The organism is Vibrio gigantis (genome assembly GCF_024347515.1).
Lineage (GTDB): Bacteria > Pseudomonadota > Gammaproteobacteria > Enterobacterales > Vibrionaceae > Vibrio > Vibrio gigantis.
This window is the reverse complement of record NZ_AP025493.1, coordinates 245,965-262,294: the sequence shown is the minus strand read 5'-3', so window position 1 is coordinate 262,294 and position 16,330 is coordinate 245,965. Positions and strand designations below refer to the sequence as shown.

At 43.4% G+C, this 16,330-nt stretch carries 13 protein-coding genes; 5 read left to right on the top strand and 8 right to left on the bottom strand.

What is annotated here, in order from left to right:
- Nucleotides 1-98 precede the first annotated feature (98 nt).
- Both OCV56_RS17245 and OCV56_RS17240 read right to left on the bottom strand, forming a co-directional pair.
- Nucleotides 99-332, bottom strand: coding sequence for a DUF3389 domain-containing protein (locus OCV56_RS17245; RefSeq protein WP_086713940.1), 234 nt, complete (start codon nt 330-332; stop codon nt 99-101).
- Nucleotides 333-406: 74 nt separating this feature from the next.
- A complete protein-coding gene (locus OCV56_RS17240) occupies nt 407-832 on the bottom strand; it encodes a hotdog fold thioesterase (protein ID WP_086713939.1) in 426 nt (141 codons plus the stop codon).
- Nucleotides 833-969: 137 nt separating this feature from the next.
- Between OCV56_RS17240 and OCV56_RS17235 the strand changes: the two genes are divergently transcribed.
- Entirely contained in the window at nt 970-1,758 is a 789-nt protein-coding gene (locus OCV56_RS17235) for a M48 family metallopeptidase (protein WP_086713938.1), read from the top strand.
- A 137-nt stretch (nt 1,759-1,895) separates the two neighbouring features.
- On the opposite strand, the gene OCV56_RS17230 is transcribed toward OCV56_RS17235, so the two are convergent.
- Nucleotides 1,896-2,978 (bottom strand): site-2 protease family protein, encoded by a 1,083-nt coding sequence (locus OCV56_RS17230; protein ID WP_086713937.1) that lies wholly within the window; start codon nt 2,976-2,978, stop codon nt 1,896-1,898.
- 358 nt (nt 2,979-3,336) lie between these two features.
- Here OCV56_RS17230 and OCV56_RS17225 point away from each other — a divergent pair, with 358 nt between their 5' ends.
- The 3 genes from OCV56_RS17225 to OCV56_RS17215 all read left to right on the top strand — a co-directional run bounded on the left by OCV56_RS17225 (nt 3,337) and on the right by OCV56_RS17215 (nt 7,977).
- Nucleotides 3,337-4,590 (top strand): outer membrane protein transport protein, encoded by a 1,254-nt coding sequence (locus OCV56_RS17225; RefSeq protein ID WP_086713936.1) that lies wholly within the window; start codon nt 3,337-3,339, stop codon nt 4,588-4,590.
- A gap of 18 nt (nt 4,591-4,608) precedes the next feature.
- Nucleotides 4,609-7,155, top strand: coding sequence for a VolA/Pla-1 family phospholipase (locus OCV56_RS17220; protein WP_086713935.1), 2,547 nt, complete (start codon nt 4,609-4,611; stop codon nt 7,153-7,155).
- A gap of 264 nt (nt 7,156-7,419) precedes the next feature.
- Entirely contained in the window at nt 7,420-7,977 is a 558-nt protein-coding gene (locus tag OCV56_RS17215; RefSeq protein ID WP_017060062.1) for a PhnA domain-containing protein, read from the top strand.
- A gap of 77 nt (nt 7,978-8,054) precedes the next feature.
- On the opposite strand, the gene OCV56_RS17210 is transcribed toward OCV56_RS17215, so the two are convergent.
- The 5 genes from OCV56_RS17210 to OCV56_RS17190 all read right to left on the bottom strand — a co-directional run bounded on the left by OCV56_RS17210 (nt 8,055) and on the right by OCV56_RS17190 (nt 14,275).
- Complete coding sequence (locus OCV56_RS17210) at nt 8,055-9,344, bottom strand: DEAD/DEAH box helicase (RefSeq protein WP_086713934.1); 1,290 nt, start codon at nt 9,342-9,344, stop codon at nt 8,055-8,057.
- Between the two features lie 201 nt (nt 9,345-9,545).
- The gene (locus OCV56_RS17205; RefSeq protein WP_086713933.1) at nt 9,546-10,286 is read right to left on the bottom strand and encodes a DUF1223 domain-containing protein; all 741 of its coding nucleotides are present in this window, start codon (nt 10,284-10,286) and stop codon (nt 9,546-9,548) included.
- A 183-nt stretch (nt 10,287-10,469) separates the two neighbouring features.
- Complete coding sequence (locus tag OCV56_RS17200) at nt 10,470-10,658, bottom strand: hypothetical protein (RefSeq protein ID WP_017059812.1); 189 nt, start codon at nt 10,656-10,658, stop codon at nt 10,470-10,472.
- Nucleotides 10,659-10,970: 312 nt separating this feature from the next.
- Entirely contained in the window at nt 10,971-11,972 is a 1,002-nt protein-coding gene (locus OCV56_RS17195) for a TerC/Alx family metal homeostasis membrane protein (RefSeq protein WP_086713932.1), read from the bottom strand.
- A gap of 563 nt (nt 11,973-12,535) precedes the next feature.
- On the bottom strand, nt 12,536-14,275 hold the full coding sequence (locus tag OCV56_RS17190) for a bifunctional metallophosphatase/5'-nucleotidase (RefSeq protein WP_086713931.1): 1,740 nt from the start codon (nt 14,273-14,275) through the stop codon (nt 12,536-12,538).
- A 238-nt stretch (nt 14,276-14,513) separates the two neighbouring features.
- Between OCV56_RS17190 and OCV56_RS17185 the strand changes: the two genes are divergently transcribed.
- A complete protein-coding gene (locus OCV56_RS17185; protein ID WP_086713930.1) occupies nt 14,514-16,214 on the top strand; it encodes an ATP-dependent endonuclease in 1,701 nt (566 codons plus the stop codon).
- Nucleotides 16,215-16,330 lie beyond the last annotated feature (116 nt).

Genomic DNA, 16,330 nt, shown 5'->3' with positions numbered 1-16,330 from the left:
AAATCAATATTGCTGAGACGATTTTATTGTGAATTATTAAGTATGACATCCTAAAATGTTACTCAATCTGAAGGGCTAAGTGCTTTTGTAGTATAGGGTTACATCACATCGCAGCCAATTTCATTAGCGATGTCACGAAGTTGTTGTTCATCGTCTAATTTTATTGACCATTTACACTCAGAACCATTGGCTGAAATTACATTTGCCCCTTTTCCGATCAGTTGAATTGCATCAACTTGAGCTTGAAGCGTGACTCTATGCTCGCCATCTAAACGAACAACCAATTCATGTGCGGTTGCGATTACTTTTCCACTTTTAAACGTTATGACCATGGGTTTCTCTGCTACTTCTTTAACTACTGATTAATTATTCTAAACATCAAACGGGCTGACGACTGACCAATCTATTATCGCTTATGTTTCTTGACGGCAATGGTTAAGCGGCTCGTACAAACTAAGCGTTGACGTTCATCAGTGATATTGATCTGCCATACTTGAGTAGAGACACCTAAGTGAATAGGGTCAGCAGTACCGACTACGTGACCTTCGCGCATTGATCTTACGTGGTTCGCGTTAATGTCTAGCCCAACGCAATAGTAGCCTTCTGGTACGCAGAAATTCGCAGCCAATGAGCCAAGCGTCTCTGCTAACACAACCGATGCGCCGCCATGAAGCATACCCAGTGGTTGATGCGTAAAGTGACAAACCGGCATGGTGGCTACCAAAGAGTTGTCGTTTACTTCGGTGTAAACAATGTTGAGGTGTTCAATTAAGGTATTTTTTGAGGTCGCGTTGAAGGTATCTAGGTCAACGGGCTTTTTCCAAATACTCATGAGGATTCCTTAATTATTGATCTTGTTATCGCGTGCATAGTTTTTCTATATTACAGCGGTTAGTTATCTTACAGCCCTTAGCTATTGCGCAAGTTGATGTTAACATGCATAAAAACCGAATACACAGAGGATATTGTATGACGTCATGGATGAAGTTTACCTCGCTTCTCACACTTGCAGGCCTAGCCGCGTGTAGCGCTTCCCCGACAGGTAGAAACCAATTGCTGCTTTTTTCAGATAAAGATATGTCTCAGCTCGGAGCACAGTCTTTTGAACAAATGAAGAAAGAACAGCCCATCAGCAAAGATGCCAAAACTAACGCTTATGTACAATGCGTTGCAAACAGCATCACTCAATATATTCCTAAACAAGGTTTTAGTGAATGGGAAGTTGTTGTCTTTGATAGTGACCAAGTGAATGCATTCGCCCTACCCGGCGGGAAAATCGGTGTATACACAGGGTTACTCAAGGTCGCAGTTAATCAAGACCAACTCGCGACGGTTATCGGTCACGAGGTCGCGCATGTTTTAGCAGACCACAGCAATGAACGTCTATCTCAGTCTCAAATCGCTAATACTGGGTTATCTATTACTAGCATCGCGCTGGGCGCATCAGAATACAAACAGTATCAAGGTATGACGATGGCCGCGTTAGGGTTAGGTGTTCAATATGGCGTAATTCTACCGTATGGGCGAACTCAAGAGTCAGAAGCCGATGTCGTTGGTTTAGAGTATATGGCTCAAGCAGGGTTCGATCCGAACCAAAGTGTCAACTTGTGGCAAAACATGGCGAAAGCTTCAGGTGGTAACCAACCGCCAGAATTACTTTCTACACACCCTTCCCACAGTACGCGTATTAAAGATCTAGAAGCGACAATCAAAACGCTTCCTCAATCGGCTTCCCCACGACCCAATTGCAAAGCGTAATCTAATTTAAAATCACCTCGCTGGCATATATACAAAAATGCCCTATCCATATTGGCTAGGGCATTTTTTGTTTCTCACAAACTATCAGTTCAAGTGTACTATGTAGCTGAATAAATAAAACAACGGCGACTCACCGGCTAAGTACCAAGAATTTGTAATGGTAGGCTTAATAGCTGATCACCAGTAGATGCAAAATACCAGATAACACCGATCAAACTACTCACTAAACCCACATACCAAACGAACGACACGACTTGACCGTATTTGTCTAATGGTAACAAGTGACTGTGATGACGCCCTTTCCATTCAAACAGGATTTCAACACTGCCCATGATCAATAAGAAACCAAACAGGGTTAAATTCAATTGATAACTCAATACCACGCCAGCAACAGCAGCCGCGACACACAGTACAATACCAAGCACACTGTTCATCGAGAAACTGATACTTTTAAGAACATGCCCGCCATCGAGAGGTAAAATAGGTAATAGATTAAACAGATTTAATAAAGCGTTGAATACCGCAAGTCCAGCAAAGAACATTTCACCGGTAACCCAATACAGCACCATAAAGACTAGAGACAATATCAGGCCGAACAGTGGCCCCATGATTGAGATAACCACATCTTGCCAGCGCGTATTAATCTTTTCGTCGGATAACGCCAAACCACCAAGAAATGGTATCAAATAGATGCCTTTGGTTTTCATTCCGAAGTATTTCATCGCTCTAATATGACCGTACTCATGAAACATTAAACAAGCGATTAAGGCCAAAGCGAACTGAATTGAAAACAACCATGAATAAGCCGCTAAACTCGCAGAAGCAAGAACGACCTTAATTAGCTTGGCGCTTTTCAGCGCTTTCATACCAAGCGACACCAAGCCAATTAAGCTAAAACGTTTCTCTGGTTTAGGAGCGACAACAGGGGTTTGTTGCTCAATATCTTTGGTGTTTCGATTACCTTCGGTAATAGTTTGGCCATTCACCGACGCTTTATACGTCATCTCAAACGGTTGCCACTGAACGGTCGACTCAACGTGACACTGCAACGTCTCTTCGCCAGCACGTAGTGTAAATGCGTGTGTTCGTGCGTCTTCTTGGTCTGTGGTCGCATCTAATTGAGAAACCAAAGTGTTATCCCAATATAACTGTTGCCAACCTGCCATTGACCCCTCTAAACGAAGCGGTTTACCAAGAAACTCTATCGCGAGTAATTCCAAACTTAAATTCCAAATTTAATGACTTTTAACGAGTGTCGATATTATGCCGATTTAGCGATCGGCGGTAAACATAAACAAAGTTGTTACATATCGAACAGTTGAACACTATTTATACCAATAGCCAACATAAGCATTCTGGTCACACCTCCAACCACACATAAACCATTGATTGCAGTTATATTATTAGTGTTAAAGTGCCGCCCCTAAAAAATATAACCTCACAAAATGACAACTCTTTCTTTGACTTTATATAAAACATGAATTTAACATGCCATTTACATTAGAGCATCAACACCAACAATGCTCAGTGTGTTTTCAATCAATAATAATGAAATTCGATGCCCTAGGAGGGTCAAGGATGAAAACAATACAACGCTCTCTCGTTTCACTTTCTGTGCTATTTGCATGTAATTCACTTGCGGCTGGTTTCCAAGTTGCTGAGCATTCTGCCTCAGGTCTTGGTCGCGCATTTTCAGGTGAAGGTGCCGTAGCCGATAACGCGAGTGTGCTAGCGAGAAACCCCGCCGCAATGACCCTATTTGATACAGCCCAATTTTCAGGCGCGGTTTCTATCGTTGATCCGGAAGTCGACGTAACTCAAACTAAAATTAACGACAACGATTTCAACCAAAAATCATCGGATGTCGCTCCTTTACAAATTGTCCCTGCCGCTTATTACATCAGTCCTATCAATGATAAATGGGCTTGGGGAATCGGCATGTTCACGACATACGGCGTTGCCACTGATTACCCAGACGATATATACGCAGGGGACTTAGCCGGTGATACGTCTCTAGTATCCGTTAACCTAAATCCAAATATCGCGTACAGAGTCAACGATAGTTTTAGCGTTGGTGCAGGCGTCAATTTCGTTTATGCAGAAGCTGAGCTCAACAGGCATAAAGGTAGTCTTCCTGTTGGTGGTTCACCAAGCGACAAGCTCATCTCGATGACTGGTGAGACATTCGCTTTTGGTTGGAATGTGGGCGCTTTGTATGAACTTAACGAGTACAACCGTTTTGGTTTTGGTTACCGATCATCTGTCGAACTAGATTTCGATGACGGTGAGTTTACAGATTACACCGGCTTAAAGATGGAGAATGGTGCACCAGGCAAAACCACCGGTCGTTTAGAAATCGAACTTCCTGATATCTTCGAACTGTCGGCTTTTCATCAACTTAATGATGCTTGGGCAATACACTATGGCTGGCAGTTAACTAAGTGGAGTAAGTTTGAGGAGTTAAAAGCGACGAGCCCTGATTGTAAAAATAATGAATGTTTCTTGAAGACTGAACATTACGAAGACAATCAAAGATGGTCTGTTGGTGCGACCTATATGGTTAACTCAAATTGGACGCTACGTGCGGGTTTGGCTTATGACGAGCAAGCGGGCGAAGCGACATTAAGCATCCCAGATAGTGATCGCATGTGGTACTCAGCAGGTTTAACTTATTCTGTATCAGAGAATATGACTGTGGATGCAGCATTTGCACTTGTACAAAGTGAAAGTGGTTCGTTTACAGAAACTGATGCAGCAGGCCAAAAGCTTACATTTGATGCCGAAGGCGCTGCTTACCTTTCTGCGATACAACTTAACTACACCTTCAACTAACCGTACGGGAATACACATATGAACAACAAATTTTCTTTATCTCTCGTATGCTCAGCAATACTACTTGCGGGTTGCGGGGACAACAGTGAAAGCTCTGGCGATTCAACGGCTGCACCTTATTCCGATGCAATCAATCAGTCATTGGCTAGAAGTTCTAAGATTAGCTTTACGCTTTTAGGTAGTGAAGCGGATGTCCCTCTTCCCTCTTTCTTTCTATTCGATACCAATGATCACACATTGAACATTCCGCTTGATGCAAATTCAACGGGGTTACTGAATGATCCAAAAGTAGCGATGGGAGAAGCTGATGGTTGGAGTACTATCATGCCATTCACTATCAATGTGAACCTTCCTAGTAACAGAACGTTGAAGAATGATGTCGTAATGATGGGCACGACACCGTTTAGCGCGCACTTAAATGCTGGCGTGAAGGTCGCTAAAGTGGATGTTGACCTAAGCACCGGGATTATGTCCAATTTTACAGCGCTCACTGCGGGCGTAGACTACTTAGTGATATCTAGCGACTTTAAGACCATACAGATTTTACCTCTTAAAGGCTTAGATCCTAGCTCTGACTATATCTACGCATTGACCGACTCTATTGTTGATAGTGCAGATGAACCGCTAGGGACATCAAGCTCCTATGCGTCTTTAAAAACGACAGATGTAGACCAAGCAGGCTCGCTCGATTTGCCACAAAAAATAATCCATCAGGTTGAAGCGTTATTTGCTGGCTATGGGGCTGTATCAAGCTCAGATGAAATCATCTACTCATCTTGGTTTACCACCGCCTCGGCAGGTAACGTCATGCAAAATGCAAAGAACGCATTAGCACTAGGATATGAATCGACCCAATCTCAGATTTGGCAAGGCAGTGCCAACCCAAACAATATAGACGATGACATACTCAATAGCCTTTATGAGATAGAAATAGACAGTGCAAGCCCGATTCCAAACACTATGCCATTTGATACCGCGTTAAGCGTTGACCCGTATGCAATGGCTGCTCTGGGGACGGCAGGTATTGATGCGCTAACAACCAACTACGCAGGTTTCAAGTTAGCAACAGGAAGCGAGATCACGGTATATCGTGCCAAGGTGAAATTGCCTTATTTTCTGTCAAATGATACGGCGAATAGTGGTTGGAAAACTCAGCCTTGGCGCAGTAGCATGCCAAGTGTACTCAAGATACTAAAGGTTCTATCATCGGGTTCAGATGCGGACAAAGGTGAGATTGCACGACAACTATTTGAGTTAGGTATCTCAGATCCAGCTAATCAATTATTGGACCCAAATTACCAAAAGAACCTAATTGGTGCCGAACTTACCTTAGCGGATGGCTCACAGTTAGACCAGGAACGAATTTTAACCAAATACAGCCCAGTACCACAGATTCGTTCTGTTGAAGCCGTTGATGTGATCATGTTCATCCCATCTGGTGGCCTCGTAGGCAGTAACCTACCAGTACTTCAATACCAGCACGGTATCACTAGTTTGAAAGAGACGAGTTATGCTTTCGCTCTACAACATACCGCAGGCGCAATCCAATTAGGTCAGCAACCGTATGCCATTGTCGCTATTGATCAACCACTTCATGGTCAGCGCGGTCTAGGAGAAAATGGCGAAATAGTGACGACACCGGCAGAACCGACTGTGTATATGAATCTTGAATACTTGCCTGTTGCCCGCGACAATATTAGGCAAAGTGCTATTGATGGTATTGGTTTAAGGCTTGCGCTCAATAACGGGACTGGTTTGCCATTTAGCTCTTTAGATGCAACTAACGTATCTTTGATGGGGCACTCTATTGGAGGTATCACAGGCATTAGCTCTTCCGCCATTGCCAATACCAAAATAGATACTGCATTTGGCATTACTGTAGATGACGAACTCGCCTACAAAGCTACGACTTTAGCAAACCCAGGGGGTGGTATTGGTCCATTCTTACTCGAGTCCGGCTCATTTTCTGGTACTATTAAGCACTCGGTTATTGGCTCTCAAGTCACTGCGTATCAAGAATATTATGCCTTAAATTGTTACAACAAAACGCCAGCAGTCGATGATGGCGATTGTTTTAATAATTTCTATGCAACGCTCAATAGTTCGAGTGCCACGGATGAGCAAAAACAAACGAAAACCGTGGTCGATGCTACGCTAACGTCATTCACTTATGCAGCACAAACCGTATTAGATAATGTAGACCCTATTAATATTGCCACGCTAATGTCTGGCCCTGTACTTGGCATACAAGCTGAGAATGATGAAACGATCCCTAATACAACTCAGCTGCCTACGGCCGGTACGCAGCCGCTGTTTAGTAAACTAGGGTTGAAGAACAGCGTTAACAATTCGACGAGCCAATTGGTAGCATCATATTTTGCTCGTACTTCTTTTGCTGAACACAGTACTGTTATTGCGCCGCAAAAACCTCACCTTCCAGCAGAAGATGACAGTGCCGCACATGCAGAGATGGTCTCGCAAATAGTTCAGTTCAATTTAACCCAAGGCAACGCCACAGGTAGCTTAGCTGTAAACCCTACACTGCTTGATGCAACGATTGATTAGAAACAAGTAACTGATGGATAAATAGCAAATAGGCCATCTCATTAAGCAAAGTTGAAGCTTATTTATGCCAGCCTAACCGCTGGCATTTTTGTATCTGCTATTTGTAACCAAAGCCTAGTTAACCGTTTGCATAAACCTTTAAAACACAAATGGTTGATCTCAGCTAAAATTAATCAAGACAGAATACCGTACGACCTCTTTCTTTATTGTAAATAAAGTGGATAATAGCCCCGTAATTTAATACCTAATAAATGTGAGTCCATTATGTCTTCTGAAGCTACTATGCTAGAACGCTGCCAATCTAAATGTGAACTATGTGGTTCTGATTCTTCTCTTACTGCATACGCAGTACCGCCACACAGCCACGTAACAGTGGATCACGGCATCATGGTATGTGACAAATGTCTTGGTGAGATTGACGATCCTAAAGATATCAACCACTGGCGTTGTCTAACTGACAGCATGTGGAGTCAAGAAGCGCCAGTTCAAGTAACTGCATGGCGTCAACTTACTCGTCTGAACACAGAAAGCTGGGCTCAAGACGCGCTAGACATGATGTACCTTGAAGAAGAAACGTCAGTTTGGGCACAAATCGGTATGTCTGCTGATGACAAGCCTCTTGACGTGAACGGCGTTGAACTTAAGAAAGGTGACGACGTAACAGTAATCAAAGACCTGCCAATCAAAGGTACTAACCAAGTGATCAAGCAAGGTACTGTTATCCGTGGTATCAGCGTGGGTGACGATCCAAAACTTGTTTCTGGTAAAACAAACGGCGGTCAATCAATGTACGTAATCGCTGAGTTCTGCCGTAAGAAGTAATTTCTTTTTACTGTTTGAATTAAGAAAGGCGCTCAATTGAGCGCCTTTCTTGTATCTACTATCTAACTGTTTTCAATTTAATTATTTCTTAACCAAACATCTTGATTGGTTTGTGCTTTTTTCTTTTTCTTCTTTTTACCTGTGCCAGCAGGTGGCGCAACAGGTTTAAGCGCTGCAATCAGTTCAGCTGTAGCTTCTTCATCGACTTCAAAACCTTCGATTTGCTCACGCTCAAGACGAATCTTGTTCTTCTTCTCGATGATTTTGAAGTGATGGTAATCTTCGTGATCGATCAGAGACAACGCTAGACCAACCTCACCGGCACGACCACTTCGGCCAATACGGTGCATGTAGTCTGATGGGCTACGCGGTAAATCAAAGTTGATAACAACTGGAAGCTTTTCGATATCCAGACCACGTGCCGCGATGTCTGTCGCGATCAGAACATCGATCTCGCCAGATTTGAAATCTTCAAGGATACGAGTACGTGAACCCTGCCCTTTATCACCGTGGAAGACTTCTGCAATGATGCCGCGTTTGTATAGCTTGTCTGCTAGGTGTTCACAGCTGTTCTTTGCATTCACGAAGATCAGAGCTTGGCGCCATTCGTGTTGCTGAATTAGGTGCGCTAGCAATGCTGTCTTACGGCCTTTTTCGACTTCGAATACACGCTGAACCAATGTGCTCGCATTAGCACTTTGAAGTTGAACTTCAATTGGGTCAGTCAGTAGTTCGTGGGTAAGCGTTTGAACTTGCTCTGGGAACGTTGCAGAGAACAACAGAGTTTGCTTCTTGCTTGGCAGTAGCTTCAAGATAGCATCTAGTTCTTCGGTAAAGCCAAGGCTTAACATACGGTCGGCTTCATCAAGCACAAGCGTTTTCACTTTATCAAGCTTGATTGCGTTGCTTGAAATAAGGTCAAGTAAACGACCCGGTGTCGCCACCAAGATATCAGTGCCGCCACGTAATGCTTGCATTTGAGTGTTCACAGACACACCACCAAATACACAAACCGTCTTAATCGCACCGTTAAAATGCACTGCGTAAGATTTAACGCTGTCAGCCACTTGCTTAGCCAGTTCACGAGTAGGTACTAAGATGAGGCCAGACACGAAGTTACCTTTGCCCGAACGACGGTCTAAAGGTGCATCTTCATGGATCTGTTGTAACAGAGGAAGTGCAAATGCAGCGGTTTTACCTGAACCCGTATTTGCGCCTGCAATTAGATCGCGTCCTGCTAACACACTTGGAATAACTTGCGCTTGGATAGGCGTTGGCTGTTGGTATTCAAGCTCGGTAAGACGAGCCATCAAAGGAGAAATTAAGCCAAGATCAGAGAAGTTGGTTGGTGTTGTGGTGTTAGTCATTAATTGCAGGAACTCAAAGCTAAAATAATAGCGCGCTATATTAACGTATTTCAGCAGTATTACGTAACTAAATCGCCCTTTCACTTCTATTTGACCAATTAAATCTCCTCACGGACGCCGTTATATATGAGAGAACCTCAATACACGCCGTATCCACTTCGACTAAATGGCACTAGCTCAATAATTATCGTTGTTGGCAACTTAATTCAGCCACCCAGCTACCGTTTGTTCAGGAGCATACGAGCTCGGCTCGGTTAGCCAAACGGCTACTGCATCTGGCGTAGCGACTAGTGGCTCGAAATTGATATTAAATTGCCATTCAGACTCACCGCGTTGGTAACCATCGTAAACGACGACGAAATCGTGTTCGAGTTTCTTACCTCTGTTTTCGCCCGCTTTGACGCTGGTAACTTCGTTCATCGCTAACAAGGCAATATGAGCCACATAATCACCTTTGCCTTCGTAACTCACCTTGAAGGTGTCGCCTTTATGATTGACCGTCAGCTTGGGGTTATTTTGTTGTGGGAGTGAAGGCAACGTTCTGTCGAGCCAATTGAAATAACCGCGCCACTCTTTTCCGTCAACGACAAAACCCGGAGTATAAACCCCGCTCGTTACACCATAAGCTTTATACAAACGTTGCTTCTGACTGAAGGCTTTGCTCGCGAACTTATCCCCCCAACCTAGGTAATCCCAGTAATCGACGTGATACGCGAGTGGGATAATTTGTGTCCAGAGTGCAGGGTCATCTTCAAAAGTCCTGAGGTAGGCATCAGCAGGTGGGCAACTCGAACAACCTTCAGAGGTGAACAGCTCGATAACCTGCGCAGGTTGCCCTTCGTTACTCCAGGTTTGCGCATTCGACACTGGAGAATATAAGACGATCGGTAAAGCAAATAAGCAGAGTTTGATTAATGATGCGTTGCATTTGGCGTGTGACATACCGTGATCCTTGTACGAAGCGAATTTACTGGCGCTCAAATACAGACCGTTATGCCTAAGTATTTCTTTCAGGTGCTTATTTTGCGAAGAGATAAAGTTTCTTTCAGATACAAAAACGCCAGCTTCTCAGCTGGCGTTTTTTTTAATTCTGTCTTTCTTTTATTCTATGCGTTTACGCTTAAATTAACGGTTAATACCGATATCGCGTTGCATGTGACCAGATAGGTCGCTCGCGTAGTAACTACGTGGAGAGTTGTCTACGAAAAGAATATCGAAAATGTGTGCAATCAATCCTTTGAAGTTAACCGAGTAGGTCTTCTTATCCATAGAGTTAGGAACAGCGATAGTATTCATTTGTACTGCTTGAGCCATGATTGCCTCTCTATAAATTTGTTTGTGTGTTTCGTTCTGATAACAAGAATAATAGGTGATCTTTTGCAGGTTAAAAAATGACTAAAATTGGATGTTCAGATTAGTTTTTCTAATAAAACAAACCATTAACAACACGTCGAAATACATATGCATTGGAAGCGATTTAAAATTCAATATGATGCTTAAATCATGCATTTAGTACAAATAGCCCTCAAACAAAAGTGGTCGATGTCACAGAAATTTTACATGAATAAATTTCCTGCTTCATCGACCACCTATCTCTTATCGAGTTTTCGATAAGTTATATTTGTTTTAATTTACTTGTTCAATGTCTGGCTTCTTTGCATAAATCGACGCTATAACCGCAATCGTCATCGTTGAAATCAGCACCGCTAGAGACCAATAAGTTGGGATAGCCCATTCACTGTCGACCAATAGCATTTTCACACCGATGAAGACCATGATGAATGCCAGTGCCGGCTTCAAGTAAATGAACTTATCCATCATGCCTTGCAGTACAAAGTACAATGAACGAAGGCCAAGTAACGCAAACACGTTAGCAGCAAGTACCAAGAACGGTTCTTGTGTTACCGCGAAGATTGCAGGAATAGAGTCCAAAGCGAACATTACGTCCATGACTGCAATCGCGCCGATTACCAACATCATCGGAGTGAACGCCCATTTAGCTCCCTGCTTAACCATTAATGCAGGCCCATGAAAATCCTCAGTTACTGGCATCACTTTACGAAGTAGCTTTTCAGGCAGTGTGTTCACACTCTCCTCTTCGCCCTTGTCTAACGCCAGTTTAATACCAGTACCAATCAAGAACGCAGCAAACACATAAAGCACCCAGTGGTATTCAGCCAACAACTGAGCACCTAATGCGATCATAATTGCACGAAGTACCAATGCACCAATTACACCCCAAAGAAGCGCACGAGGTCTTAAATGCTCAGGAACTTGGTATTGAGCAAAGATCATCGCAAACACAAACAAGTTGTCTACGCTAAGAGATTTTTCTAGCAAGTAACCCGTAATGAATGACACCGTTGCTTTTTGCGCTGTGTAGTCACTATTGGGCGCATAAATGTCCCAAAACAAGTAGATAGAGCCAGCAAACAAAAACGCTAGGACAAACCAGAAAACACTCCAGATTGCCGCTTTTTTAATCGTAACGTTGCCGCCACGAGTCTGATAGATATCAATAGAGACGAGAATCACCGTCAGCAGGAAAAAGCCCGCATAAGTCGTCATGATTGGTGATGAAAAAAAGGATTCACTATTTGTAGATAATAGAGATTGAGTTGAGTTCATTATTCCTCCGGGCGGAAGAACTGTACAAAGACCTTCCGCAAACAAAGCATATCAAGCTCCATTACGGATCTTGACTGTGATTGCGTTGGTCTCGTTGAAGTGAAATATGGGATTTCACCTTTACATACCGGATAGACTCTTGGCCTAACGAGATGACGATATGTAAACTTGCGCTAACTACTCCCCAAACGCGTGGATAATAATCCTCAGATTGTGTTTCGTCTATATAAATTTGCACAGGAAAAGCAAAAAAGGAGCAATTTGCTCCTTTTCATTTCTTCCACGTACGCTAGGAATAGCGTTTATTGATAGTAAGAATATTGCGACTATTACGTAACGTTGAACCTATCTATCACGCAAAACCATTACAAGCCTGCGGTGGGCACCAAATACACTAACGCAGACCAAACTGATACCCAACCTACAACCGCTACCGCATCCAACCAATCTTTCTTATCCATGCATATCTCCACAAGAAGGCGACCTGCAGAGATAAAGCATAAACAATGCCAATTTTATAAATAACCCCAGGTGATATCATTAAGCATCAGTATTAGCTTTGATTATCTAAAACACTCCATACAATTCAACGGTTCATTGTGTTGAAGTGATTCAGGGTGCGCTTGCAGAAACTCAATGAAACAGTCTGCCATTGAGTTAGTCGTTACCATGCCATCGCCTATCATATCCAACACAGCGTTGTAGCCCTCTTTCCCTTTCATGGTGTAGGCCGACGATGCTCCCCGGTAAATACGGTTGCGAGAGACAACCTGCCAGCCCAACTCATCAGAGTGGATTTCTAGATTGTGGATCCTGTGGCCTAGAGGCGCTTCTTTGTGGTAACAAAACCTCAGGTTGTGAGTATAAGGAAAGCTGCCTGAACCTGTGCCTACGACGCCATTATCGAGCGCGTTGTTGATTGCACCTTCAAGCATCCCTGCGATCGTTTCACCTTTTACTTCATACACACCAATAGGTACGGCAAACGGTAGTAGTTTTCCGGCAATATCGGCAACAGAGACATCACCGCTATTCAGTGAATTTCTAACACCACCGGCATTGTGAATGGCAAATTCAACCTGATGTCCTTTCTTGTTCATCAGATAGTGAAATGATTGAGCAACCAAGGGCGCTAGTTGGCTCGGGCCTTTGTCATCTGGGATACGTACATGGCGAAGTTTACTGTCAGCATGAGCAATGACTTGCTGCTGAAGCTTACGAACTCTAGGCTGATACTTGTCCGTCAGAATACTCTGTAATTCAGGATCTTTCTTACACACTGCGATGTTCTGGTGATTGTTCAAAAACTCACATGCCATATCATGTGCGTCGTCTTGTCCTACTTCACTCAGTTTAGCGTCTATAAACAGTCGACGGCCTAATAACAGTTCGTTCTTGCCATTGAAGTTCGTGACTTTGCCTTGCGCATCGAACTCAATTTCGCAGTGTCCTAGGCTCATGGCGTGGAAACCCGCTTGCACAACATAGGTGTCGCCAATTTTTACTCCGTAGTCATCGTCCTTCACTAAGCCGATATCCGAGAAATCACCCTGCAAGCGGTGACTATGACCACCAACAATCACACCGATGCCTTGCACATTCGCAGCTAGATCTAAATCAGCTTCATAACCGAGGTGACTAAGCAGCACTATCTTGTTAATACCAGCCTTATGAATTTGTTCTATCGTTGCTTTCGCTGTTTCTAATGCGTTTTCAAACGGTGTATCGATATCTGGGTTAGCGATGCCTGCCATCTTGTCGATGCTTAGTCCGAAGATGGCAACCTTCTCGCCATCAAACTCTTTCGTTATAAAAGAAGCACTTTGTGTTTCAGGCAGATATGGCTTAACAATTTCGTTGTCTGCTAAGGTATGAGTTTTATTGATATCCTCATTCGATAGATTCCAGTTACCGGCCAACAGTGGGAATTTGATTCTTTTAGCGAAAATAGCAACGGGCTCGTTACCCATGTCTAACTCGTGATTACCGAGCGTCATAGCGTCTATATTAAGGGCATTCAACAAATCAGCGTTGGCTTTTCCCTTGAATAAAGAAAAATACAAAGTGCCCTGGAAGCAGTCGCCAGCGTGCAGGAACAAGGTTCCAACCTTCTGGCGCTGGGCATCTTGTTCTATTTGTTTAAAGCGTGTTGAAATTCGAGCAAAGCCACCAGCACTGACATAAGGTTCAATGATGTGATTGTTCATTTTAAGTGATAGCTGTAACGAGGTTGGTTCAAAGTATGAGTGGGTGTCGTTGATGTGTGCCAACACTATTTTTGTCGGCTTATTCTTTTTAGTCATATTTTCTTCTCTCTTTGTCCCTTCATACTAGGTCGAGAATCATGACAGAATCGTGAATTTTATGAAACTGCACTGCAAAAAAATACTCGAGATAGATCAAAAATCTCATTTTGCGACGTATAAACAAAGAGTGGGTTTTGTGACAGATGAGCATACCGATTATGCATTTTTCGATTATGATTAAAGATATCTGTTAGCTTTCAAACAATTAGCAGAGCCTTCCGTTAGGAGTAAGCCTATGCAACTAGAAAGAATCGAGATTTCTGGCTTTCGAGGTATCAAGCGCATGTCACTTGCGTTTGACGAGCTAACCACGCTGATTGGTGAAAATACTTGGGGTAAGTCTTCATTATTGGATGCCCTTTCCGTCGTTCTGCCCTCAGACGGTGTGCCATATCACTTTGAAATGACCGATTTTCATGTCGATTACTCAGTTTCACATCCACAGTCTCAACATCTTCAAATTGTTCTGGCATTAAAGGCCAACGACAAGAGTGAACTCAACGCTGGTCGTTATCGCAAACTCAAACCGATTTGGGTTCAGGATGAGTTTGGCGTATTTCGCATTTATTACCGAATCAGTGCGACATTAGAACAGTACGAAACCACCACCCACTATGCATTCTTAGGGTTGGATGGTAACCCTCTCAAGCTTCATCATTCTGAAAAGCTCGCTCAAGAATTAATGACCTTGCACCCAGTGATTCGCTTGCGAGATGCAAGGCACTTCGATCGTCCTTTTAACGGCAAATCCCTAAACCACAATGCGCATCTTCCTAGCAATGGAAATGGCGCAAACGGAAACAGTACCAATAATGGTAATGGGCGCCAAGCAAGAATAGAAAAGCGCATCGACAACACCTGCCGTCGCTTAATGGCGATACCTGGCCATGTAAACAAAGGTGAAATGCGCAGTAGTCTAGAGTCGATGCAAAGCTTGATCGAACACTACTTTTCTTTCAAAAGTACTTCTCGTCGTAACCCTAGAAAACAGCGAGACGGATTGCTTTATTCTGCAGGTGCCAATGACCAGAGTATTCATCAACTTGTCGAAGAGACCAAAAATAAGCAAACCCGCCTCTTATTCATGGGGTTACTTAACGCTTATCTGCAAGCTAAAGGACCAAACGACTTACGAAGATGTGCACGCCCTCTTTTGATCCTTGAAGATCCTGAAGGTCGATTGCATCCAACGCACTTGGCAAGAGCTTGGAGCTTGATGCAAAAATTGCCAATGCAGAAAATCCTCACCACCAACAGTGGCGACCTACTCGCAGCAGTTCCTTTGCAATCAATTCGTCGCTTAGTACGTCAGTCTGATAAAACCATCGCTAATCAACTCAACATGAACCACTTCAGTAAAGATGAACTAAGACGAATTGGTTTCCATATTCGCTTTCACCGTTCAGGAGCACTGTTTGCGCGTTGTTGGTTATTAGTAGAAGGTGAAACCGAAGTTTGGTTGTTCAATGAACTTGCCAATCAATGTGGCTATAACCTTGCAGCAGAAGGTGTACAGATTATTGAGTTTGCTCAATCTGGACTCAAGGCTCTGATTAAGGTCGCTCAAGAGTTTGGTATTGATTGGCATGTGGTGACTGACGGTGATGCCGCTGGTAAAAAGTATTCCGCGACAGTGATATCTAAATTGGGAAATGACCAAGAGAGGCATCGCCTTACTGAACTGCCCGATAAAGACATTGAACATTACTTGTATTTGAATGGCTTCGAGAACTTTTTCCGGGACATGGTTAAGATTCCTTACGATCACCCTATCCCTCCGAAGAAAGTTGTAGCTAAGGTATTGAAGAAACACGCAAAACCCGACCTTGCACTCGCGATCGTCTCGCATTGTGAAAACCAAGGGCAAGAATGCATTCCATTGTTGTTAAGGTGGACACTTAAACGCGTGATCACCATGGCGAATGGAAATACCTAAGCATAATTTATTTTATCGATGCTATCAGTTGCTCTGCTGATCACATCTTTAATTGATTATCGTGACCCAAAACCAAAAAAGGCACACCAAGTGGTGTGCCTGTATAAATTGATATA